Source organism: Streptomyces sp. NPDC006193, from assembly GCF_040613915.1.
Lineage (GTDB): Bacteria > Actinomycetota > Actinomycetes > Streptomycetales > Streptomycetaceae > Streptomyces.
In genome coordinates this window covers 80,601-97,896 of the sequence record NZ_JBEXTB010000006.1, presented here as the reverse complement: position 1 = coordinate 97,896, position 17,296 = coordinate 80,601, and the positions used below count along the sequence as shown (strand labels likewise).

14 protein-coding genes are annotated in these 17,296 nt (G+C 76.2%); 7 read left to right on the top strand and 7 right to left on the bottom strand.

The features are described from left to right. Positions 1–2: 2 nt before the first annotated feature. Positions 3–1,505, bottom strand: coding sequence for an MFS transporter (locus ABZ261_RS08995; RefSeq protein ID WP_356856870.1), 1,503 nt, complete (start codon positions 1,503–1,505; stop codon positions 3–5). Positions 1,506–1,720: 215 nt separating this feature from the next. Next, positions 1,721–2,197 carry an Lrp/AsnC family transcriptional regulator gene (locus ABZ261_RS08990; protein ID WP_356856868.1) on the bottom strand — a complete coding sequence of 159 codons (477 nt, stop codon included), beginning with the start codon at positions 2,195–2,197 and terminating at the stop codon, positions 1,721–1,723. A 234-nt stretch (positions 2,198–2,431) separates the two neighbouring features. On the opposite strand from ABZ261_RS08990, the gene ABZ261_RS08985 reads away from it, so the two are divergent. Both ABZ261_RS08985 and ABZ261_RS08980 read left to right on the top strand, forming a co-directional pair. Continuing rightward, on the top strand, positions 2,432–3,922 hold the full coding sequence (locus ABZ261_RS08985; RefSeq protein ID WP_356856866.1) for an FUSC family protein: 1,491 nt from the start codon (positions 2,432–2,434) through the stop codon (positions 3,920–3,922). 145 nt (positions 3,923–4,067) lie between these two features. Further along, on the top strand, positions 4,068–5,105 hold the full coding sequence (locus ABZ261_RS08980) for a lactonase family protein (protein ID WP_356856864.1): 1,038 nt from the start codon (positions 4,068–4,070) through the stop codon (positions 5,103–5,105). A gap of 420 nt (positions 5,106–5,525) precedes the next feature. Here ABZ261_RS08980 and ABZ261_RS08975 read toward each other — a convergent pair whose 3' ends face one another. The 4 genes from ABZ261_RS08975 to ABZ261_RS08960 form a co-directional block, all read right to left on the bottom strand. Further along, a complete protein-coding gene (locus ABZ261_RS08975; protein WP_356856862.1) occupies positions 5,526–6,452 on the bottom strand; it encodes a hypothetical protein in 927 nt (308 codons plus the stop codon). A 168-nt stretch (positions 6,453–6,620) separates the two neighbouring features. Next, a complete protein-coding gene (locus tag ABZ261_RS08970; protein WP_356856860.1) occupies positions 6,621–7,592 on the bottom strand; it encodes a BadF/BadG/BcrA/BcrD ATPase family protein in 972 nt (323 codons plus the stop codon). Next, entirely contained in the window at positions 7,589–8,266 is a 678-nt protein-coding gene (locus ABZ261_RS08965) for a uracil-DNA glycosylase (RefSeq protein WP_356856858.1), read from the bottom strand. The genes ABZ261_RS08970 and ABZ261_RS08965 overlap by 4 nt, the downstream gene beginning before the upstream one ends. Positions 8,267–8,351: 85 nt before the next feature. Then, the gene (locus tag ABZ261_RS08960; RefSeq protein WP_356856856.1) at positions 8,352–9,440 is read right to left on the bottom strand and encodes an exo-alpha-sialidase; all 1,089 of its coding nucleotides are present in this window, start codon (positions 9,438–9,440) and stop codon (positions 8,352–8,354) included. Between the two features lie 272 nt (positions 9,441–9,712). Between ABZ261_RS08960 and ABZ261_RS08955 the strand changes: the two genes are divergently transcribed. From ABZ261_RS08955 to ABZ261_RS08935, 5 genes are all read left to right on the top strand, one after another. After that, the gene (locus ABZ261_RS08955) at positions 9,713–10,303 is read left to right on the top strand and encodes a hypothetical protein (protein WP_356856854.1); all 591 of its coding nucleotides are present in this window, start codon (positions 9,713–9,715) and stop codon (positions 10,301–10,303) included. A 404-nt stretch (positions 10,304–10,707) separates the two neighbouring features. Next, positions 10,708–11,622, top strand: coding sequence for an ATP-binding cassette domain-containing protein (locus tag ABZ261_RS08950; RefSeq protein ID WP_356857230.1), 915 nt, complete (start codon positions 10,708–10,710; stop codon positions 11,620–11,622). Further along, on the top strand, positions 11,619–12,497 hold the full coding sequence (locus tag ABZ261_RS08945) for an ABC transporter permease (protein WP_356856852.1): 879 nt from the start codon (positions 11,619–11,621) through the stop codon (positions 12,495–12,497). Before ABZ261_RS08950 ends, ABZ261_RS08945 begins: the two co-directional genes overlap by 4 nt. Positions 12,498–12,546: 49 nt before the next feature. After that, positions 12,547–13,251 (top strand): response regulator transcription factor, encoded by a 705-nt coding sequence (locus ABZ261_RS08940; protein ID WP_356856850.1) that lies wholly within the window; start codon positions 12,547–12,549, stop codon positions 13,249–13,251. After that, positions 13,248–14,765, top strand: a complete 1,518-nt coding sequence (locus ABZ261_RS08935) for a HAMP domain-containing sensor histidine kinase (protein ID WP_356856848.1) — start codon at positions 13,248–13,250, stop codon at positions 14,763–14,765. Before ABZ261_RS08940 ends, ABZ261_RS08935 begins: the two co-directional genes overlap by 4 nt. Before the next feature lie 316 nt (positions 14,766–15,081). On the opposite strand, the gene ABZ261_RS08930 is transcribed toward ABZ261_RS08935, so the two are convergent. Further along, on the bottom strand, positions 15,082–17,073 hold the full coding sequence (locus tag ABZ261_RS08930) for a HEAT repeat domain-containing protein (RefSeq protein WP_356856846.1): 1,992 nt from the start codon (positions 17,071–17,073) through the stop codon (positions 15,082–15,084). Positions 17,074–17,296: the final 223 nt, after the last annotated feature.

The window sequence follows — 17,296 nt, the reverse complement described above, 5'->3', positions numbered from 1 at the left end:
GGTCAGCGGCCGGGGCGGACCCTGTCGGGACCGCCCTCGCCCGAACCCGGCCGGAGCGTCTGCCCGGCCTTCTCCGGTTCGGGACGCACCTGGCGTTCGCGCAGGTCGGCGACCGCCAGGACGAGCGCGATCAGGATGATGCCCACGGCGGTGAGCAGACCGAGCTGCAGTGCCGTGGCGCTGCGGCCGTGGTTGGCGAGGTGGGCGAAGTACACCGCGCCCACCACGGCGATCCCGGCCGCCGAGCCGACGCGCTGGCCCGTCTGCAGCACGCCGCCGGCCGCGCCCGCCAGGTGCACGGGGACGCGGGTGAGGGTGAGGGTGGTGTTCGGGGAGACCGTCAGGCCGGACCCGATGCCCCCGACGAGCAGCGGCAGCGCCGCCGCCCAGCCCACACCGCGCCCGGGCACCAGTTGCACCGCCGCGACCACCCCGAGCAGCCCCAGCGCCACCCCGCTCAGACCGATGACGACCAGCTTGCGGCCGAACCGCACCACCAGCCGGCCCCCGGCGGCGGCCCCGACCGCCGAAGCCGCCGCGAAGGGCAGGACGGTGAGACCTGCCGCGAGCGCGCTGTAGCCCACGCTGTTCTGCAGATACAGGCTCAGGACGAAGAAGACCGTGGTGAAGCCCGCGAAGTAGCTCAGGCTGATCAACGCGCCGAGCGTGAAGGAGCGCAGCGAGAACAGCGCCAGATCGACCAGCGGAGCGCGCCCCAGCCGACCCTGCCGCCTCTCCCACGCCCAGAACGCGCCCAGCAGCACCGCGGCCACCGGCATCAGCGCCCACTTCTCCCGGCCGGGCCACTGCTGCTCCTGCACCAGGGGCAGCATGAGGGCGAGCACGCCCGAGCCGAGGAGCAGCACCCCGCCCAGGTCGACGTCCTCGCGCTTCCCCGGCGCCGCCGGGACGCGCGGCAGCAGCCGGAGCCCCGCCGCGAACGCGGCGACTCCGATCGGCAGATTGACGAAGAACACCCAGCGCCAGCCGCCGTCGACGCCGACGGCGTCGATCAGCAGGCCGCCGGCCAGGGGACCCATCGCCGTCGACACCCCGATGACGCTGCCGAGCAGGCCGAAGGCCTTGGCCCGTTCGGCCCCCTGGAACATCTGCTGGATGAGTCCCGAGGTCTGCGGGGCCACCAGGCCCGCGGCCGTGCCCTGGAGGAGCCGGAACACCACCAGCCAGGAGTCGCCGGGCGCGAGCCCGCACGCCGCGGAGGCCACGGTGAACAGGGCGAGCCCGAACAGGAACGCCTGGCGCCGGCCGCGCATGTCGCCCAGCCGGCCGGCGGGGACCAGAGCGAGCCCGAAGGTCAGGGCGTACCCGGAGACCACCCAGGACTGGGTCGCCTCCGACGCGCCCAGCCCGTGTTCCATCGAGGGCAGCGCCACGTTGACGATCGAGGTGTCGAGGAGCGAGATGAAGCCCGCCGCGAGACAGACCCCGAGCGCCTTCCACCGCCGGTCGTCGGGGGCGGCGGTCCGGGCCTGAACTGTGCTCATGGGGTCACGCTAGGCAGCCGCGGCCCGCCGCGCACGGTGAAGCACCGCGGGACCGCCCCGGCACGGCACCCTCACGACCCGCCGGCAACAGGGCGTGCGACCAGCGCTTTCCTTGCCCGGAGCGGGGCTGCGCCCGCATGCGTCCTCCCCCGTCCAGGAGTGTGTTCCCGTTGGGCCGGGCGGGGACGGCGGCCGGAGCGGTGGGACGCCGTGCGTCAGGCGCCGCCCGTGCGGCCGACCGACTCCACCAGGGGCAGCAGCCGGTAGGGCACGCGTTCGCGCAGCGCCACCTCCGTGCGGGTGCGTACCACGCCGGGGAGGCTGATCAGCTTCTGGATCACGTCCTCCAGATGGGCGTTGTCGCGGCCGACCACCCGGGCCAGCAGATCCCCGCCCCCGGTGATCGAGAACGCCTCCACGATCTCCGGTACGGCGGCCAGCGCGTCGCCGACGTCGTCCAGGTGGCCCTGGGTGACCTCGATGTGCACGAACGCGAGGACCGGATGCCCGAGGGCGGCGGGGGAGAGGGAGGGGCCCGTGCCGGTGATCACTCCGTCCCGCTCCATCCGGGCCAGGCGCGCCTGGAGCGTGCCGCGGGCCACGCCGAGGATGCGGGCGTACTCGCGCACGCTGGTGCGCGGCTGCTCCAGAAGCAGCCGCAGGATGCGGGTGTCGAGTTCGTCCACGGCCATGACGGACGACTGTACCAATGGCCCAGGTCACAGCGGACCGTGCCTGCGGTCCCACCTGGTCCGTTGGCATTCCGGCGGACCCTCGTCCGCAGCCCGCACTGGGCCAATGGAACAGCGAAGCGGGGCAGACTTGAGCCAGTGACGTCCGTGATGCTCTCATGTACCTGTCGATGGCGCTGCGGATCCCGCGGCGCCTTTTCTGTGTGGTGATCCCGTGACCCAGGGGAGGGCAGCGTGCTGAAGAGGATGTTCGTGGCTCCGGACCCGGGCCGGGCGCGGTTGCGCTTCGCCGCCCGGGCGGTCCTCGGCATCGCACTGGCGGTCGTGGTCTGCGGACTCGCCGGACACTCACTCGCCGGTGCGGTCACCGGCGGCCTCGCCGCGCTGCTCGCCCTGTTCACCGTCACCGACCCGACCGTGCGCGGACAGGCGGTCACCACCGCCCTGCTGCCCGCCGTGGGCCTGCCGGTGCTCGCCGCCGCGGCCGTGCTGCACGACCACCCCGTCGCCCGCGACCTCACCTTCCTGGCCGTCGTCGGCGCCGGGGTGTACGCGCGCCGCTGGGGTCCGCGCGGGCACAGCCTCGGCGTGTTCGCCTTCATGACGTTCTTCGTGGCCCAGTTCCTGCGCGCCACGCCCGCCCAGCTGCCCGAGCTGTACACCGCCGTCCTGCTGTCCGTGCTCAGCGCGGCAGTGGTGCGGTTCGGCGTGTGGTGCTACGAGCGCCGGCTGCCCCCGGCGGCCGTGCCCGCCCCGCCCGGCGGAAGGGGACTGGCCCGGGTGACCACACGGCAGGCGGTCCAGGCCACCGCGGGCGCCGCGTTCGCGCTCGTCGTGGGACAGCTGGTGTCGGGACAGCGCTGGTACTGGGCCGTCGGCGCCACCTGGTGGATCTTCGTCAACACCACCTCGCGCGGGGAGACATTGGTGCGCGGCTTCCGTCGCGTCCTCGGCACGGTGATCGGCATCGGTCTGGGCCTCCTCACCGCCGTGCCCGTCCACGGTGCGCCCGTCCCGACGGCCGCCCTGGTCGCGGTGTGCGTCTTCGGCATCTTCTACACGGCCGCCGTCTCCTACACCTGGATGATGCTCTGGGTGACCCTGCTCGCCGAACTCCTCTACGGCCTGCTCGGCGTCCTCAGCCCGGAGCTCCTCGCCCTGCGCCTCGCCGAGACCGGCGTCGGCGCGCTCGGCGCCGCGCTCGCCGTCCTGTTCGTGCTGCCGGTCACCACGCACGCCATTACCGACGCCTGGATCCAGCGGGCACTGCGCTGCGTCCACGCCTGCACCGCCGAGGCCGCGGCCCGCCTCGCCGGCTCCGCCACGGCGGACCCCGCGCCGCGCGTGGCCGAGCTGGAGCAGCTGCTCGGCCGGGTCCGGCTCTCGGTGGCGCCGCTGGTGCATCCGCTGAACCCGATGCCGGCCCGCAAGGCGCGCGCCCGCCGGGTCCTCACCCTGCTCGACGACTGCGCCCGCGAGGTCCGCGGCCTGGTCACGGTGGCAGCGGACCCCGAGGCCTCGCACGACGCCCGGCTCGCCGCAGCCTGCTGGCGTGTGGAGGCGGCCGTCGAGGCCCTGACCGCGGGCCGCGGCGAGCCGCCGCACCGCCCCGAGGAGGCGCCCGCCGAGCCGGCGCTGGCCCACCTGCACGGCCTTGAGCGTGCCCTCGCCGAGCTCGCGGAACCGCTGCGGGCCCCAAGCGGCTCCGGGGTGGCCGGCGCCTGAGCGGCCGGGCCCGGGGGCCTCGACGGCTCCGCGAAGACCCGCACCCCGCTCAACGCTGCTGGTCTAGACCGGCTGCGGTCGGCTGCTACCGTCGGTGCCGGACCGGCTCGGCCGGTCCGGCCGGCTCGACCGAGAGGGGACAGCGGTGGCACAGCACGGCAGGGCGGGCGGACGCCGGGCGTACATCGGCTCGTTCACGGCGGCCGGCGGTCCCGGACTGGTGACCGCGGAGGTCGCCCCGGGAAGCGGAGCCCTCACGGTGCTGTCCGCCGTGCGGGACGTGCCCGACCTCTCCTGCCTGGCGCTCTCGTCGGACGGCCGCACGCTCTACGCGGTCAGCGAGACCGCCGAGGGGGCCGTCGCCGCCTACCGCGTCACCGGCGACCGGCCGGAACTCACCGGCGCCCCCGTGCGGGTGGGCGGCAGCGGCCCCACCCACCTCGGGCTGTACGCCGGGCACGTGCTGACCGCCAACTACGGCTGCGGCAGCGTCACCGCGGTACCCCTGCGTCCGGACGGCACCCTCGGCGCCGCACCTTCCGGCCGGCTGCAGCACACCGGCTCCGGGCCGCACGACCGGCGCCAGCGCGGCCCGCACGCCCACCAGGTGCTCTCCGACCCGAGCGGCCGGTGGGCGGTCAGCGTCGATCTCGGGACCGACTCGGTGCGGGTGTGCACCCTCGTGGACGGAACCCCCGCCGTGCACCGGGAGATCGCCCTGCGACCCGGCTCCGGGCCGCGCCACCTGGCCTTCCATCCCGACGGCGCGCACGCCTACGTCGTCAACGAGCTGACCCCCACCGTGACGGTGTGCCGCTGGGACGCGGGGAACGGCTCCCTGAAGCCGCTGACCGAGGTTCCCGTGCTGCCGGGCGCCCCCGCCGGCGACGCCTACCCCTCGGGCGTCGTCGTCTCGCCCGACGGCCGCTTCGTGTGGACCGCCACCCGCGGCGAGGACGTCCTGTCCGTGCTCGCCGTCGGGGCGGACGGGCTCCGGCTCGTCGCCACGGTGCCCTGCGGCGGGCACTGGCCCCGCGCGCTGGCCCTGCACGAGGGTTTCCTGTACGCGGCCAACGAGCGCTCCGGCGACGTGACCTGGTTCGCCGTGGACGAGGCGACCGGCGTGCCCCGCTACGACGGCTCGGTGCGGGTCACCGCCGCCTCCTGCGTCGTCTTCCGCTGATCCGCCCGGGTCTCGTGCGTCCTGTCCGGCCGATCCGGCCGGGTCGCGTGGGTCGTCTTGGACCGGTCCCGCCGGGTGCGGGGACGCGGCGGGCGGCGCCCGACGGGGTCCCGCGACTGCGCTGCGCGCGCCGGCCGGGGGAACACCGAAGGGCAGGCGAGGCGGTGGGGCGAGCCCGCCGGATGCCGGAACGGCCGATCCGGGGGGGCGCGGAGGCGTGGAGCCCACCGGCTCACCCACCGGCTCAGGGACGGCGTCGAGCGCCGGCCGGCTCCGCGGACGGCGAAGGGCCCGCTGCGGGAGCGGGCCCTGTGTCGTGCGGGTGCCGGCGCGGTGCGGACGCCGTGACCGGTGCCGTGCGGACACCGTGCCGTGCGGACGCCGTGACCGGAGCCGATGCGGACGCCGTGCCGGGCCGGGTCAGCGGGCCGGGGCGTTCTGCGGCTGCTGCGGGGCGATGCCCAGCGCCGTCGTGTACCTGGCGAGCGCGAGCTTGCCGATCGCCGGGTAGGCGCCGAGCGGCTCCGACGTGGAGCAGCCCGCCTCCTCCGCCGCCGCGGCCGGCAGCGCCGCGTCGATCTCCGGGCCGATCAGGTACGGCGCCAGCGCCAGCTGCTGCGAGCCGGAGGACCGCAGCTGCTCGGCGACGGAGGCGATGGAGCCCTCCTGGTCCAGCGCCGCGGCCATCACCGGCACGGCCAGGCGCGCGGCGAGCAGCATGCCGGTGATCCCGGCCGCCTGGACGGCCTCCTCGCCGCCCACGGACGCCAGGATGATGCCGTCCGCGGCGGTGGCCACGGTGAACAGGCGCGCGCGGTCGGCGCGGGCCAGGCCGGCCTCGGACAGCCGCACGTGCAGCGCCTCGGCGAGCAGCGGGTGCGGACCGAGGACGTCGGTCAGGTCGGCGGCGACCCGGCTGTCCATCACGGCCTGACGGATCTGACGCAGCAGGGAGCTGTCCGGACCGGCCAGCAGCGGGACGACGACGGCGACCGGGCCGTCGGGCTCCTTGACGCCCTCGACCCCGGCGGCGACGGCCTGCTCGTAGCGGGCGGTGCGCTCCTCGGCGGCGCGCGCCAGCACGGAGCTGAGCGCGGGGAACTCGGTGTCGTCCCCGTCCAGGTACCCGATCCGCGCGTCCAGGCCGGGCAGCTCGGAGCGGGCGATGCTCACGACCTCCTCGGCGAGGCCGCGCGTGGCGGCGCTGGGCGTCCCGGGCACCGCGAGGACGAGCGCGGGCGCGCCCTCGGGAGCCACCAGCGGCTCCGGGCGGCGGTGCCGTCCGGGCTGGCGGGGTCGCGGCATTCGTACGGGCAGGCCGGACGCGGGTCCAGTGGGGGAGCTCATGGCGCCGCATGTTACTGGCTTCCTGGGTTCCTCCGTTCGGGGAGGGTGCAGGTGAGCGGTATCCGTCCGGTTTTGTCTGATGAGTTGCGCACCGCGGACGCGTGGTGTGTGCATCTGCCGGGCGCGCGGACCGGTCACTGCGTCACACCCGCAGGTGGGAGCCGTCGTTCAGCCCGGATCGCGGACCACGCACAGCAGGGCGGGATCACGGGGGAGGGCGAGGCGGCCGGCCGCCAGATCGGTCGCGATCCGTACCGCGCCGTGCAGCGGGTCCCCCTCGGCCGGCACCCGCCGGGCGTGCGGCAGCCGGCGGGTCAACTCCTCGCGGAGCGGCACGAGGAGCGGATCGCCCATCGCGAACAGCCCGCCGGTGCACGCCACCTCGGGTTCGCCGGCGGCCGGGCACACGGCGGCCGCGGACTCGGCCATGTGCCGGGCCGCCGCGCGCAGGATGCCCGCGGCGACCGGGTCGTGCCCGGCGCACGCGGCCACCCGGGGCGCGAAGGAGGCCAGCACGGCGGGCCGGTCGGTGCGCGGATAGAGCAGGCCGGGCAGGCCGCGCACCGGGCCGAACTGCTCCTCGGCGCACTCCAGCAGCGGGGCGGAGCCGCCGTCCCGCCCGTCGTGGGCGCGCAGCGCCGCCTCCAGCCCCGCCCGGCCGATCCACGCGCCGCTGCCGCAGTCGCCCAGCAGGTGCCCCCAGCCGTCCGCCCGCCGCCAGCCCCGCAGGTCCGTGCCGACCGCGACGAATCCCGTGCCCGCGGCCAGCACCACGCCCGGACGCGCGCCGAGGGCCCCGACGTACGCGGTGACGGCGTCGGCGGCGAGCGCCACGCTCCGCACGCCGAGCTCCCCGGCGAGGGCGCCCGGGAGCTCGGCGCGCAGGGCGTCGCCCAGGGCGGCGAACCCGGCGGCGCCGACGACGGCGGTGCCCAGCCCGTCCACCCCCGCCTCGGCGGTCAGCGCCCGGGCCAGCGGGAGGAGTTGCGCGATCAGGTGCGCGGGATCGACGCCCCGCGTGCCCGTGCGGACCGGTTCCCGGGTCTCCCGCCGGGCCGAGGGTCCCCGCCCCGGGACTCCGACGGCGACCCGGAGTCCGGAACCGCCCAGGTCCACGGCGAGATACCCCGGTCCGGTCACGGCAGACGCCAGTCCACGGGCTGCCCGCCCTGCTGGATCAGCAGGTCGTTGGCCCGGCTGAACGGACGCGAGCCGAAGAAACCGCGGTCGGCCGACATCGGGGAGGGGTGCGCGGACTCCACCGCCGGCAGACGGCCCAGCAGCGGACGCAGGTTGCGGGCGTCACGGCCCCACAGGATGGACACCAGCGGCTTGCCGCGCGCCGCCAACGCCCGGATCGCCTGCTCGGTGACCTCCTCCCAGCCCTTGCCGCGGTGCGCCCCGGGGCTGCGCGGCGCGGTGGTCAGCGCCCTGTTGAGCAGCAGCACCCCCTGCTGCGTCCACGGTGTGAGGTCGCCGGTGGACGGCTGGGGCAGCCCCAGGTCGCTGGTCAGCTCGCGGAAGATGTTGATCAGGCTCGGCGGCAGCGGGCGCACGTCGGGCGCCACCGAGAAGGACAGGCCCACCGCGTGTCCCGGTGTCGGATAGGGGTCCTGACCGACGATCAGGACCCGTACCTCGTCGAAGGGCTGCTGGAAGGCGCGCAGCACATGCGGTCCGGCCGGAAGGTAGGTGCGTCCCGCGGCGATCTCCGCGCGCAGGAAGTCGCCCATCTCGGCGATCCGTCCGGCGACGGGTTCCAGGGCCTTCGCCCAGCCCGGTTCGACGATCTCATGCAAGGGTCGTGGTGCCACGGGCGTCACCCTACTGCCGCGCGCCCGCCCGCGATCAACCGATGGCCGCGGCACCGCCCCGGGGAGACCCGGGCCGCCGGTCCGGTCAGCCGACCACCGCCGCCCGCACGCAGAGCACGTCCGGCAGGTGCGCGGCCAGCAGCCGCCAGCTGTCGCCGTCGTCGGCGGAGGCGAACACCTCGCCGTTGCGGTTGCCGAAGTACACCCCCGCCGGGTCGGCGTCGTCCGTGCACAGGGCGTCCCGCAGCACCGTGCCGTAGTGGGCCTCCTCCGGCAGCCCCTCGGACAGCGGCTCCCAGGTCCGGCCCGCGTCGGCGGTGCGGAAGACGCGGCAGCGGTGGCCGGCCGGCACCCGGTCGGCGTCGGCGTTGATCGGGAAGACGTACGCCGTGCCGCCCCGGCTCGGGTGCGCGGCCACGGCGAAGCCGAACGTGGACGGCAGGCCCTCCCCGATGTCGGTCCAGTGCCCGCCCGCGTCGTCGCTGCGGTACACGCCCCAGTGGTTCTGCAGGTACAGCCGGTCCGGATCGACCCCGTCCCTGGCGATCTTGTGCACGCACTGTCCGAACTCCGGGTCCGGATCCGGCAGGAACACCGCGGACACCCCGGAGTTGGACGGCGCCCAGCTCGCACCGCCGTCGGTCGTGCGGAACACCCCCGCCGTCGACACCGCCACGGTCACCGCCCGCGCGTCGCGCGCGTCGGTGAGCACCGTGTGCAGGCCCTCGCCGCCCCCGCCCGGCACCCACCGCGAGCGGGTCGGGTGCTCCCACAGCGGCCGGACCAGCTCGAAGCTCTCGCCGCGGTCCGCCGAGCGGTACAGCGCCGCCGGTTCGGTGCCCGCGTAGACCACGTCGGGCTCGGCGGCGGCCGGGTGCAGCTGCCAGACGCGCTCCAGGGAGGCGCCGGTGTCCTGGGGGAACCTGACGGCGGGCTGCGCCGGTTCGGTCCAGGTGCGGCCCAGGTCGTCGGAGTGGAACACCGACGGGCCCCAGTGCGCGCTGTCGCCGCCCGCGAGCAGCCGGGGCCGGGGCCCCCGGGTGTCGATCGCGACCGAGTAGACCGCCTGCGCGTTGAAGTACGGACGGTCGTCGAACTCCCAGGGTCCGCCGCCCCGCCTCCGCCCGATGAACAGGCCTTTGCGGGTGCCCACCGCCAGCAGTACCTCGGTCATGCCGATCACCTCCGGGACGCCTTCGTCCGCGTGTTCGTCGGATACCGGCCAGTCTGCACCCGACCACTGACACTCTCCCCCCGAGGGGGGGGTCCCCGCAGCTCACAGCCGTGTCGTCGGACCGTGGCCAGGACCGCCCGGTTCCCGTCGCGGGGCGCGTCCGCGCGCTGGGGGCGTCCCGCGCGGCCGTCGGGGGCGGCCCGCCGTGAGCACCGCGACGGTCTCTCCCGTACGGGAGGGCGGTCCGGCCGGTCGGTGCGCTCGTGAGGAGGATGCCTGTGAAGGTGTTCCGTGGTCCGAAGGTGTGGCTGTGGCGCTGGCGGCGCAATCCGCTCAGACGCCGGGCCGACGTGCTGGAGGCGTGGGTGGTGCTCGGCGCCGTGGTGCTGACCGTCCTGACCGGAGTGCCGGCCGGGTGGGCCGCGGCCCGGTCGGTGGAGCACGGCCTCGCCCGTGAGCGGGCCACGGCGCGGCCCGCCGTGGCCCGGGTCGTCACCCGGGTCCCCGGGCCGTCCCGCGGCGGCCGTCACGCCCCCGCAGGCGAACGGGTGTGGGCCGAGGTCCGCTGGACGGCGGCCGACGGCTCCGCCCGCACCGCCCGCGTCCGGGTGGCGCCCGGCAGCGAGGCCGGCACCCCGGTCACCGTCTGGACCGATCCGCGAGGGCGTCAGGTCGACCGCCCCACGACCGCCTCGGAGTCCGCGCTCCGGGCGGCCCTGACCGGCGTCCTGGTCGGCGCGAGCGCCGCCGCCGTCCCCGTGGCGGGCGGCCTGGCCCTGCGCGGCCGCATCGTCCGCCGCCGCACGGACGCCTGGGACACGGAGTGGGCCCGGCTGGGACCGCAGTGGGGCCGGATGGTCTGACCGCCGTCGTGCCGGTCCGGCGGAGGCGGCGGGCCGGGCAGGCCCCGCCGCGCCGAGCGGCCCCGCCCGGCGCGCGGTGCGCCCTCGCCGGCCGGGTGACCGCAGTGCGCGCACCGGGTCGGGGAGCCGATCCCGGCCGGCCGGTGTGAGCGCACCCGGTCGGACGGCCCCTGCTGCGAGGCGCCGGCCGTCCGGCCGCCGGTCCGCGCGGCAGCGGCCGCCCGTTCATGTGAGTTCCATGGAAATCACCGCCCCCGAGACAGGCGCTTCGGCGTCTGCGCACGTCAGCGGCCCGCCGTTCCCATGAAACGCTCATGCTCGCCCAGGTCCGGCTCATGTCGCAGGCCGACAGTGGAGCAGTGCACGCGAGGGCCGCGTGCACTTCTACCGGCTTGGAGTCGCGAGTGATCGAGGTGCGTGGGCTGACGAAACGCTACGGCGATGTTCTTGCCGTGGACGACCTGACCTTCACCGTCCGGCCCGGTGAGGTGACCGGCTTCCTGGGGCCCAACGGCGCCGGCAAGTCGACGACACTGCGCATGCTCCTGGGCCTGGACGCTGCCAGTTCCGGCACGGCGACGGTGGACGGACAGCCGTACGCGGCGCTGCCCGCGCCGTTGAAGGCGGTCGGGACGTTGCTGGACCCCGGTGCGGTGCTGCCCGGCCGCACCGCCTTCCACCATCTTCTGGCGCTCGCGGCCGGCAACGGGATCCCGCGCGGCCGGGTGGACGACGTCCTCGCGGAGGTGGGCCTGGAGAAGGCCGCCCGGCGCCGTGCGGGGACGTTCTCGCTGGGGATGCGCCAGCGCCTGGGCATCGCCGCGGCGCTGCTGGGTGATCCTCCGGTGCTGGTCTTCGACGAGCCGCTCAATGGGCTGGACCCGGAGGGCATCGTGTGGATCCGCACGCTGATGCGGAGGATGGCCGCCGAGGGCCGCGCGGTGCTGATGTCCAGCCACCTGATGAGCGAGATGGAGCTGACCGCCGACCATCTCATCGTCATCGGCCGCGGAAGACTGATCGCCGACACGACGATGAAAGATTTCATCGAAGCGCACTCCGAGCGTGAGGTCCTGGTCCGCAGCCCGCAGACCGGGACGCTGCGCGGCATGCTCGCCGCGGCCGCGCAGGTGCGCGCCGAGAGCGGCGACACGCTGATCGTGACCGGCATGGAGGCCGCCGAGATCGGGGCTCTGGCGTCGGCCGGCGGGGTGGAGCTGCATGAGCTCGCTCCGCGCCGGGCGTCGCTGGAGAAGGCATTCATGGATCTGACCCGCGATGCGGTGGAGTACCAGGCGGAGAAGGAGACCGGACGATGAGCCACGCCACCGAGGAGCGCCGCCCCGCCGAGCGGATCCGCCGGCGCTCCCTCATCGCGCGCGCCCTGCCGGGGCGGAAGAACGGGCGCGGTGGGGAGGCGACGTTCCGGCACTGCCTGCACGCCGAGTGGATCAAGATCCGTACCATGAGGTCCACGCTGTCCGTGATCCTGGGCACCCTGGCGTCCAGCGTCGGGCTCGCCGCGCTGAACGGCTCGTCCGCCGGCAGCGAGTTCGCCGGACTGAGCCCCGCCGACCGGGCGGCGTTCGACCCGCTGGCCACCAGCCTGCGCGGCTACCTGCTCGCGCAGATCGCTCTCGGACTGCTGGGCGGCCTGGTCATCACGTCGGAGTACGGGGCGCGCACCATCGTGCCGACGCTCACGGCCGTGCCGCACCGGGCCCGGGTGCTGGCGTCCAAGGCGGCGGTGCTCGTGGGCGTGGCCCTGCCGGTCGGGATCGTCGTGTCGCTGGCCGGGTTCCTGGTCGGGCAGGGGACGCTGTCCGGTGCGGGCGCCCCGCACCTGGCGCTCTCCGACGGGGTGGCGCTGCGCGGCATCGTCGGCGGTGGCCTGTATCTGACGCTGGCGGGGCTGTTCGGCCTCTTCCTGGGTGCGGTGATCCGCTCCACGACGGCAACCGTGACCACGCTGTTCGGCGTGATGCTCATCGTGCAGGCGTTCGCTCCGGCACTTCCGGGCGGGGCCGGCGACTGGGTGTCGAAGTACTGGCCGCCGATCGCCGGCGGACAGATCGTCACCGGCTATCGGGACCCGGCCCTGCTGAGCCCCTGGGCCGGGCTGGGCGTGATGGCCGGGTGCGTGGCCGCACTGATGGCGGTGGCGTTCGTCGTCTTCCACAAGCGCGACGCGTAGCGGGTGAGGGACAGTGCAGGCGAGGGAACACAGGCCGGGGACGGGTGCCGTGAACGGGACACAGCGACTGCTGCTGGTGGAGGACGAGCCCACACTGCGTGAGCTGCTGTCCGCCAGTCTGCGGCTGGCCGGGTTCGGGGTGATCGTGGCCGAGACGGGCGCGCAGGCGCTGGAAGCGGTCGCCGACAAGCGCCCGGACCTGATCGTCCTGGACGTGATGCTGCCCGACTTCGACGGTTTCGAGGTCGCGCGCCGCCTGCGGGAGAAGCCCGGCAGCGCGGGAACCGGAAACCCGCCCATCCTGTTCCTGACGGCGCGGGATGCGGCCGAGGACCGCATCAACGGGCTCCGGGCCGGCGGGGACGACTATGTCACCAAGCCCTTCAACCTGGAGGAGCTCGTCCTGCGCATCCAGGCCGTGCTGCGCCGCACCAGCGGCCGCCGCCCCGACGAGCTGCTGGTCGTGGGCGACCTCGAACTGGATCCCGAAGGCCGTGAGGTGACCCGGGGCGGGCAGGTGGTGCAGCTGTCCCCGACGGAGTTCAGCCTGCTGCGGGTGCTGATGGACAACGCCGGGCAGGTCCTGTCCCGCGATCAGCTCCTGGACCAGGTCTGGCACTACGACTTCGACGGAGACGACTCCATCGTCGCCTCCTACATCAGCTACCTGCGCCGGAAGATCGACACCCGTGAACCGAAGCTCATCCACACGGTGCGCGGCACCGGCTACGTCCTGCGCAGGCCCCGCCCGTGAACACCTCGGCATGGCGCGGCGCGGTCAGCCGTCTGTCTCTGCGCGGGCGGACCGTGGCCATCGCCCTGCTGCTGGTGATCGCCGCGCTGCTGGCCAGCAACGCCCTCCTCGTCACGCTGCTCCAGCGGCAACAGGTCCGGCAACTCGATGACCGGCTCCGCACCGCCGCCACAGCGGCAGCGCGGCTACCGCAGCGGGCGGACGGGCCGGACGGATCCCCACAGGTGCGCGACACGGTGGAGCGCGAGCTGACCGGAGACGTCTACGTCGCCCTCCTCGGCAGCGGGGGAGAGCTCCGGCGCACGCTGCGCTCGGCCACGGACAGCGCCCCACGGCTCACCGGCCTCGACGCCGCCGCGGTCGCAGCCCGTGACGGCCGCTCCTTCCAGGCCCCGTCCCGGACCGGCGGCGCGGACTGGCGTGTGATCGCCGCTCCCCTGCCGCCCGGACCGGCGGCCGGGGGCGGCGGGACACGCGGCAGCGTGGTGGTCGCCGGTTCGCTGGCCCCGATCAGCGCGACGATCCGGCACCTGGGACTGTGGATGCTGGGGATCGACTCCCTGGTCCTCACCCTGCTGGGCGTCGTCGCCTGGTTCGCCCTCGGGGCCGGTCTGCGGCCGCTGCGGCGCATCGAGACCACCGCGGCGGCCATCGCCGGGGGAGATCTCTCCAGCCGCATCCCGCAGCCGGCCACGACCCGCACGGAACTGGGCCGCCTGTCCGCCGCGCTCAACGGGATGCTGGAGCGCATCGAAGCCGGTGACGCCGCCCGCGCGGCCACGCATGCGCGGATGCGCTCCTTCATCGCGGACGCCAGCCATGAGCTGCGCACCCCGCTGTTCGGGATCAAGGGCTTCAGCGAGCTGTACCGGATGGGCGGCATGCCCCGGCGCGCCGACGTCGACGCCGCCATGCACCGCATCGAAGGAGAGGCCGCCCGCCTGGTGCGCCTCGTGGAGGACCTGCTGCTCCTCGCACGCCTCGACGAGGAGAGCGCCGCGGAGGCGGGCTTGCCGCTGCGGCTCACACCGATGGACCTGCGCTCCCTGGCCGTCGACGCCCTGCACGACCTGAGGGCGCTGGCGCCCGAACGGCCCGTCACCCTGACCGGCCCGGGCGGCGGCCCGCCCGGCGGCGCCCCGGTGCTCGGCGACGAGGCACGGCTGCGTCAGGTGACCTCCAACCTCGTCGGCAACGCCATCGCCCACACCCCGCCCGGCACACCGGTACGCATCGGCGTCGGCACACTGGAGGGCCGGGCCGTCCTCGAACTGAGCGACGAGGGCCCCGGCATGAGCGCTGCGCAGGCCGACCGCGTCTTCGACCGCTTCTACCGTGCCGACACCGCCCGTGGCCGCACCCGGACCGGCGGCGCCGGCCTCGGCCTGTCCATCGTCGACTCCCTCGTGAGCGCGCACCACGGCCGCGTGGAGGTCCGCACCGCACCCGGCCAGGGCGCCACCTTCCGCATCCTGCTGCCCCGGCACACCGAGAACCCGGCCGGCGGCACCTGACGCTCCCCGGGCACGGTGGCCGCCGCTCCGGCGGGACCGGCTGCTGCCCCACGCGGACGCGGCGGGCGACGCACTCACCCGGCACGCCCGCTGCGCCGCGCGACGCGTCCGACGGCCACAGCGGCAGAGCTTGGCGACGGGCCGGCCCCGCCCCGGCCTGCCCCGTCCGCCCGCCACGACCTCGGCGGGCGAACGGGCGCCGCATACGGCCCCCACCTGGAATACCGGCATCGTCCGGGCCGCCGACGGCCGGATCCCCGCGTCCATCGCCCCGGGCGAGTGCCCGGCGCGCACCCGCCGGGCCCGGGCCGGGGCCTCACGTCGCCGCCAGCACCTCCCGGCACGCTCGCAGCAGCGCCTCGTCCCCGGGGATGCCGGGCGTACCGCCGTGCCCGCCCTCGCGTGCCGTGTGCCGGCGGGGCGAGGCCAGTTCCGCCTCCGTCAGGGCGCGCAGCGGTGCGGCCGCCGTGCCCAGGGCGACGAGGCACCGGGCGACCGGCAGGCGGGCCCGGGGCTGCGCCCAGGCGGCCCGCAGCACCGGCAGCACCGGGTCCGGGTCCGGGTCGATCCGCCACAGCGCGCACACGGCCGGTATCCGCTCCCGCACCGGGCCCGACCGGGCGATCAGGCGCAGCGCGGGCACGGCGCTGCGGGCGGCCGGGCCCAGCCTGCCCAGACCGCGGGCCGCGGCACGCCGGCCCTCCGGGCCGGCCTGCGTCACCTCGCGGAGCAGGACGGGGAGCACCGCGGCGGCGTCCCCGTCCGCCGACCACAGCGCGCCCGCCGCGACCGCCGCGTGCCGGGTGTGCAGCAGCGCGCGGAGCCGTGGCGACGCCTGCGCCGCGGCGCCCAGTTCCTCCAGCGTCCCGACGGCCTGGCCGACGAGCGCGTCCCGTGCCCCCAGCCCGTCGGGGGCGCCCGACAGCAGCCGCAGCACCTCCGGCACGGCGGCGGCGTCCCGGGCGGCCCTGAGCGCCGCCAGCAGCGGCGCGGCCGACCGGGCCGCGGCGGGGGAGGCGAGCGGGATGCGGCCGAGCCGGTGCCGCAGCGCCGGAACCAGGGGCGCCGCGGCCCGGCCGAGGTGCGCGGCGTCCCAGCCCAGGCCGTCGGGCGCCGCCGGACCGGCCAGCAGCTGGGCCAGCGCCGGGACCGCGCGGGGGTCGCCGCTCCGGGCCAGCGCCTTGAGCGGGCCGCCCAGCGCCGGCCTGCCGCGCTCCCAGCGGTGCGTCCACAGGTCCGGCCGGGCGGCCACCAGGGCGTGCAGGTCGTCCGCGGCGGGCGCGGCCAGGGCGAACAGTTCCGCCAGGACCGCGACCGCCGCCTCCCGCAACCGGTCGTGCTCGTCGCTCAGCTGGGCGCCGAGCAGCCGGACCGGTTCGCCGTAGTCGCCGCGCCAGCCGCGGAACAGGGCCGCGGACAGCCACACGGCGTTGCACCGGTCCGCCGGGTCGGGACCGGCCAACTGCCCGGTGAGCAGGGCGATCCGCGCGTCCACCCGGTCGCCGAGCGCGCTGTGCAGGGTGCGCAGCAGCGCGGCGCCCTCCTCGTCCGAGGGCCGCAGCCGCCGTATCCGGTCCACCAGGGTGCCCGTGCCGTCCCGCTCCCGCGCGCGGTCGCGGTGCGCGGACCGCTCCCGCAGCAGCCGGACCGCGGTGGGGACGAGGTCGGCGGGCAGCCGGCCGGGTGCGCGGAGCGCGAGCTGTCCGAGCGCCGCGAGCCGCGGCCCCGGCGGGTACGGCGGCGCGCTCAGCTCCGCCAGGCAGTCCAGCGCGGCGCCGGCGTGCGCGGGGTGCCGGTCGGCGAACAGGCCGAGAGCCTCGGCCAGGGCCGGCACGACGCGGTCGTCCCGCTCCTCCCGCAGCCGTCGCCGCAGCAGCTCCAGGGCACGGTCCGGCGTGTCCGGAAAGCGCGCCACGGCCCCGGCCGCGGCCCGGCGCACCGCCGGGTCGGGGTCCGCGGCGAGGAAGGCGAAGGACGCGGCGCCCGCGCGCACCGCCTCCCGCGCCCGCCGGCCCCGGTCCGCGCTCTCCCCGCTGCCCTCGCCGATGCTGACCAGGAGTTCCACCAGGCAGCCCCGGTCCGGGACCTCCGCGCGGGCGGCGAGGGCGAACAGGAAGGGGATGCAGGCGAGCGTCGCGTCGTACACCCTCCCCTCGTGGTGCACCGCGGTGTACAGCCCGTCGAGCGCGGTCGCCCGCTCGGCGGTGTCGGCGGACGCCAGCGCCCGCAACCGGCCGGGCACGTCCTCCGCGCTGCCGTGCGCGTGCCGCAGCGACGCCCAGTCGACCTCGTCGATCCCCGTGATCACGTTGTCCTCCCCGGACGAGTGCCACCCGAGCGGGAGTGTGCACCACGCACCGACGCCGGTCCGGGGACGCCCGCGACTGTGTGCGATCCGTCGGCGGTCACCGGCCACGGACCCGCTGCCCCCCACGCCTCGTCACGCGTGACGCCTCGCGTCCAGGCGGGGGTCCGCCCCGCGCGCGGAGACGCGCGCCCACGGGGCGGGCCGACGGCGGCGCGGCGGCGGG

Excerpts from the sequence above, each read along its gene's own strand:
- ABZ261_RS08990 (WP_356856868.1), bottom strand. The coding sequence starts at position 2,197 with ATGGCCGTGGACGAACTCGACACCCGCATCCTGCGGCTGCTTCTGGAG.
- ABZ261_RS08975 (WP_356856862.1), bottom strand. The coding sequence starts at position 6,452 with ATGAGCTCCCCCACTGGACCCGCGTCCGGCCTGCCCGTACGAATGCCG.
- ABZ261_RS08955 (WP_356856854.1), top strand. The coding sequence starts at position 9,713 with ATGCCTGTGAAGGTGTTCCGTGGTCCGAAGGTGTGGCTGTGGCGCTGG.
- ABZ261_RS08960 (WP_356856856.1), bottom strand. The coding sequence starts at position 9,440 with ATGACCGAGGTACTGCTGGCGGTGGGCACCCGCAAAGGCCTGTTCATC.
- ABZ261_RS08945 (WP_356856852.1), top strand. The coding sequence starts at position 11,619 with ATGAGCCACGCCACCGAGGAGCGCCGCCCCGCCGAGCGGATCCGCCGG.
- ABZ261_RS08995 (WP_356856870.1), bottom strand. The coding sequence starts at position 1,505 with ATGAGCACAGTTCAGGCCCGGACCGCCGCCCCCGACGACCGGCGGTGG.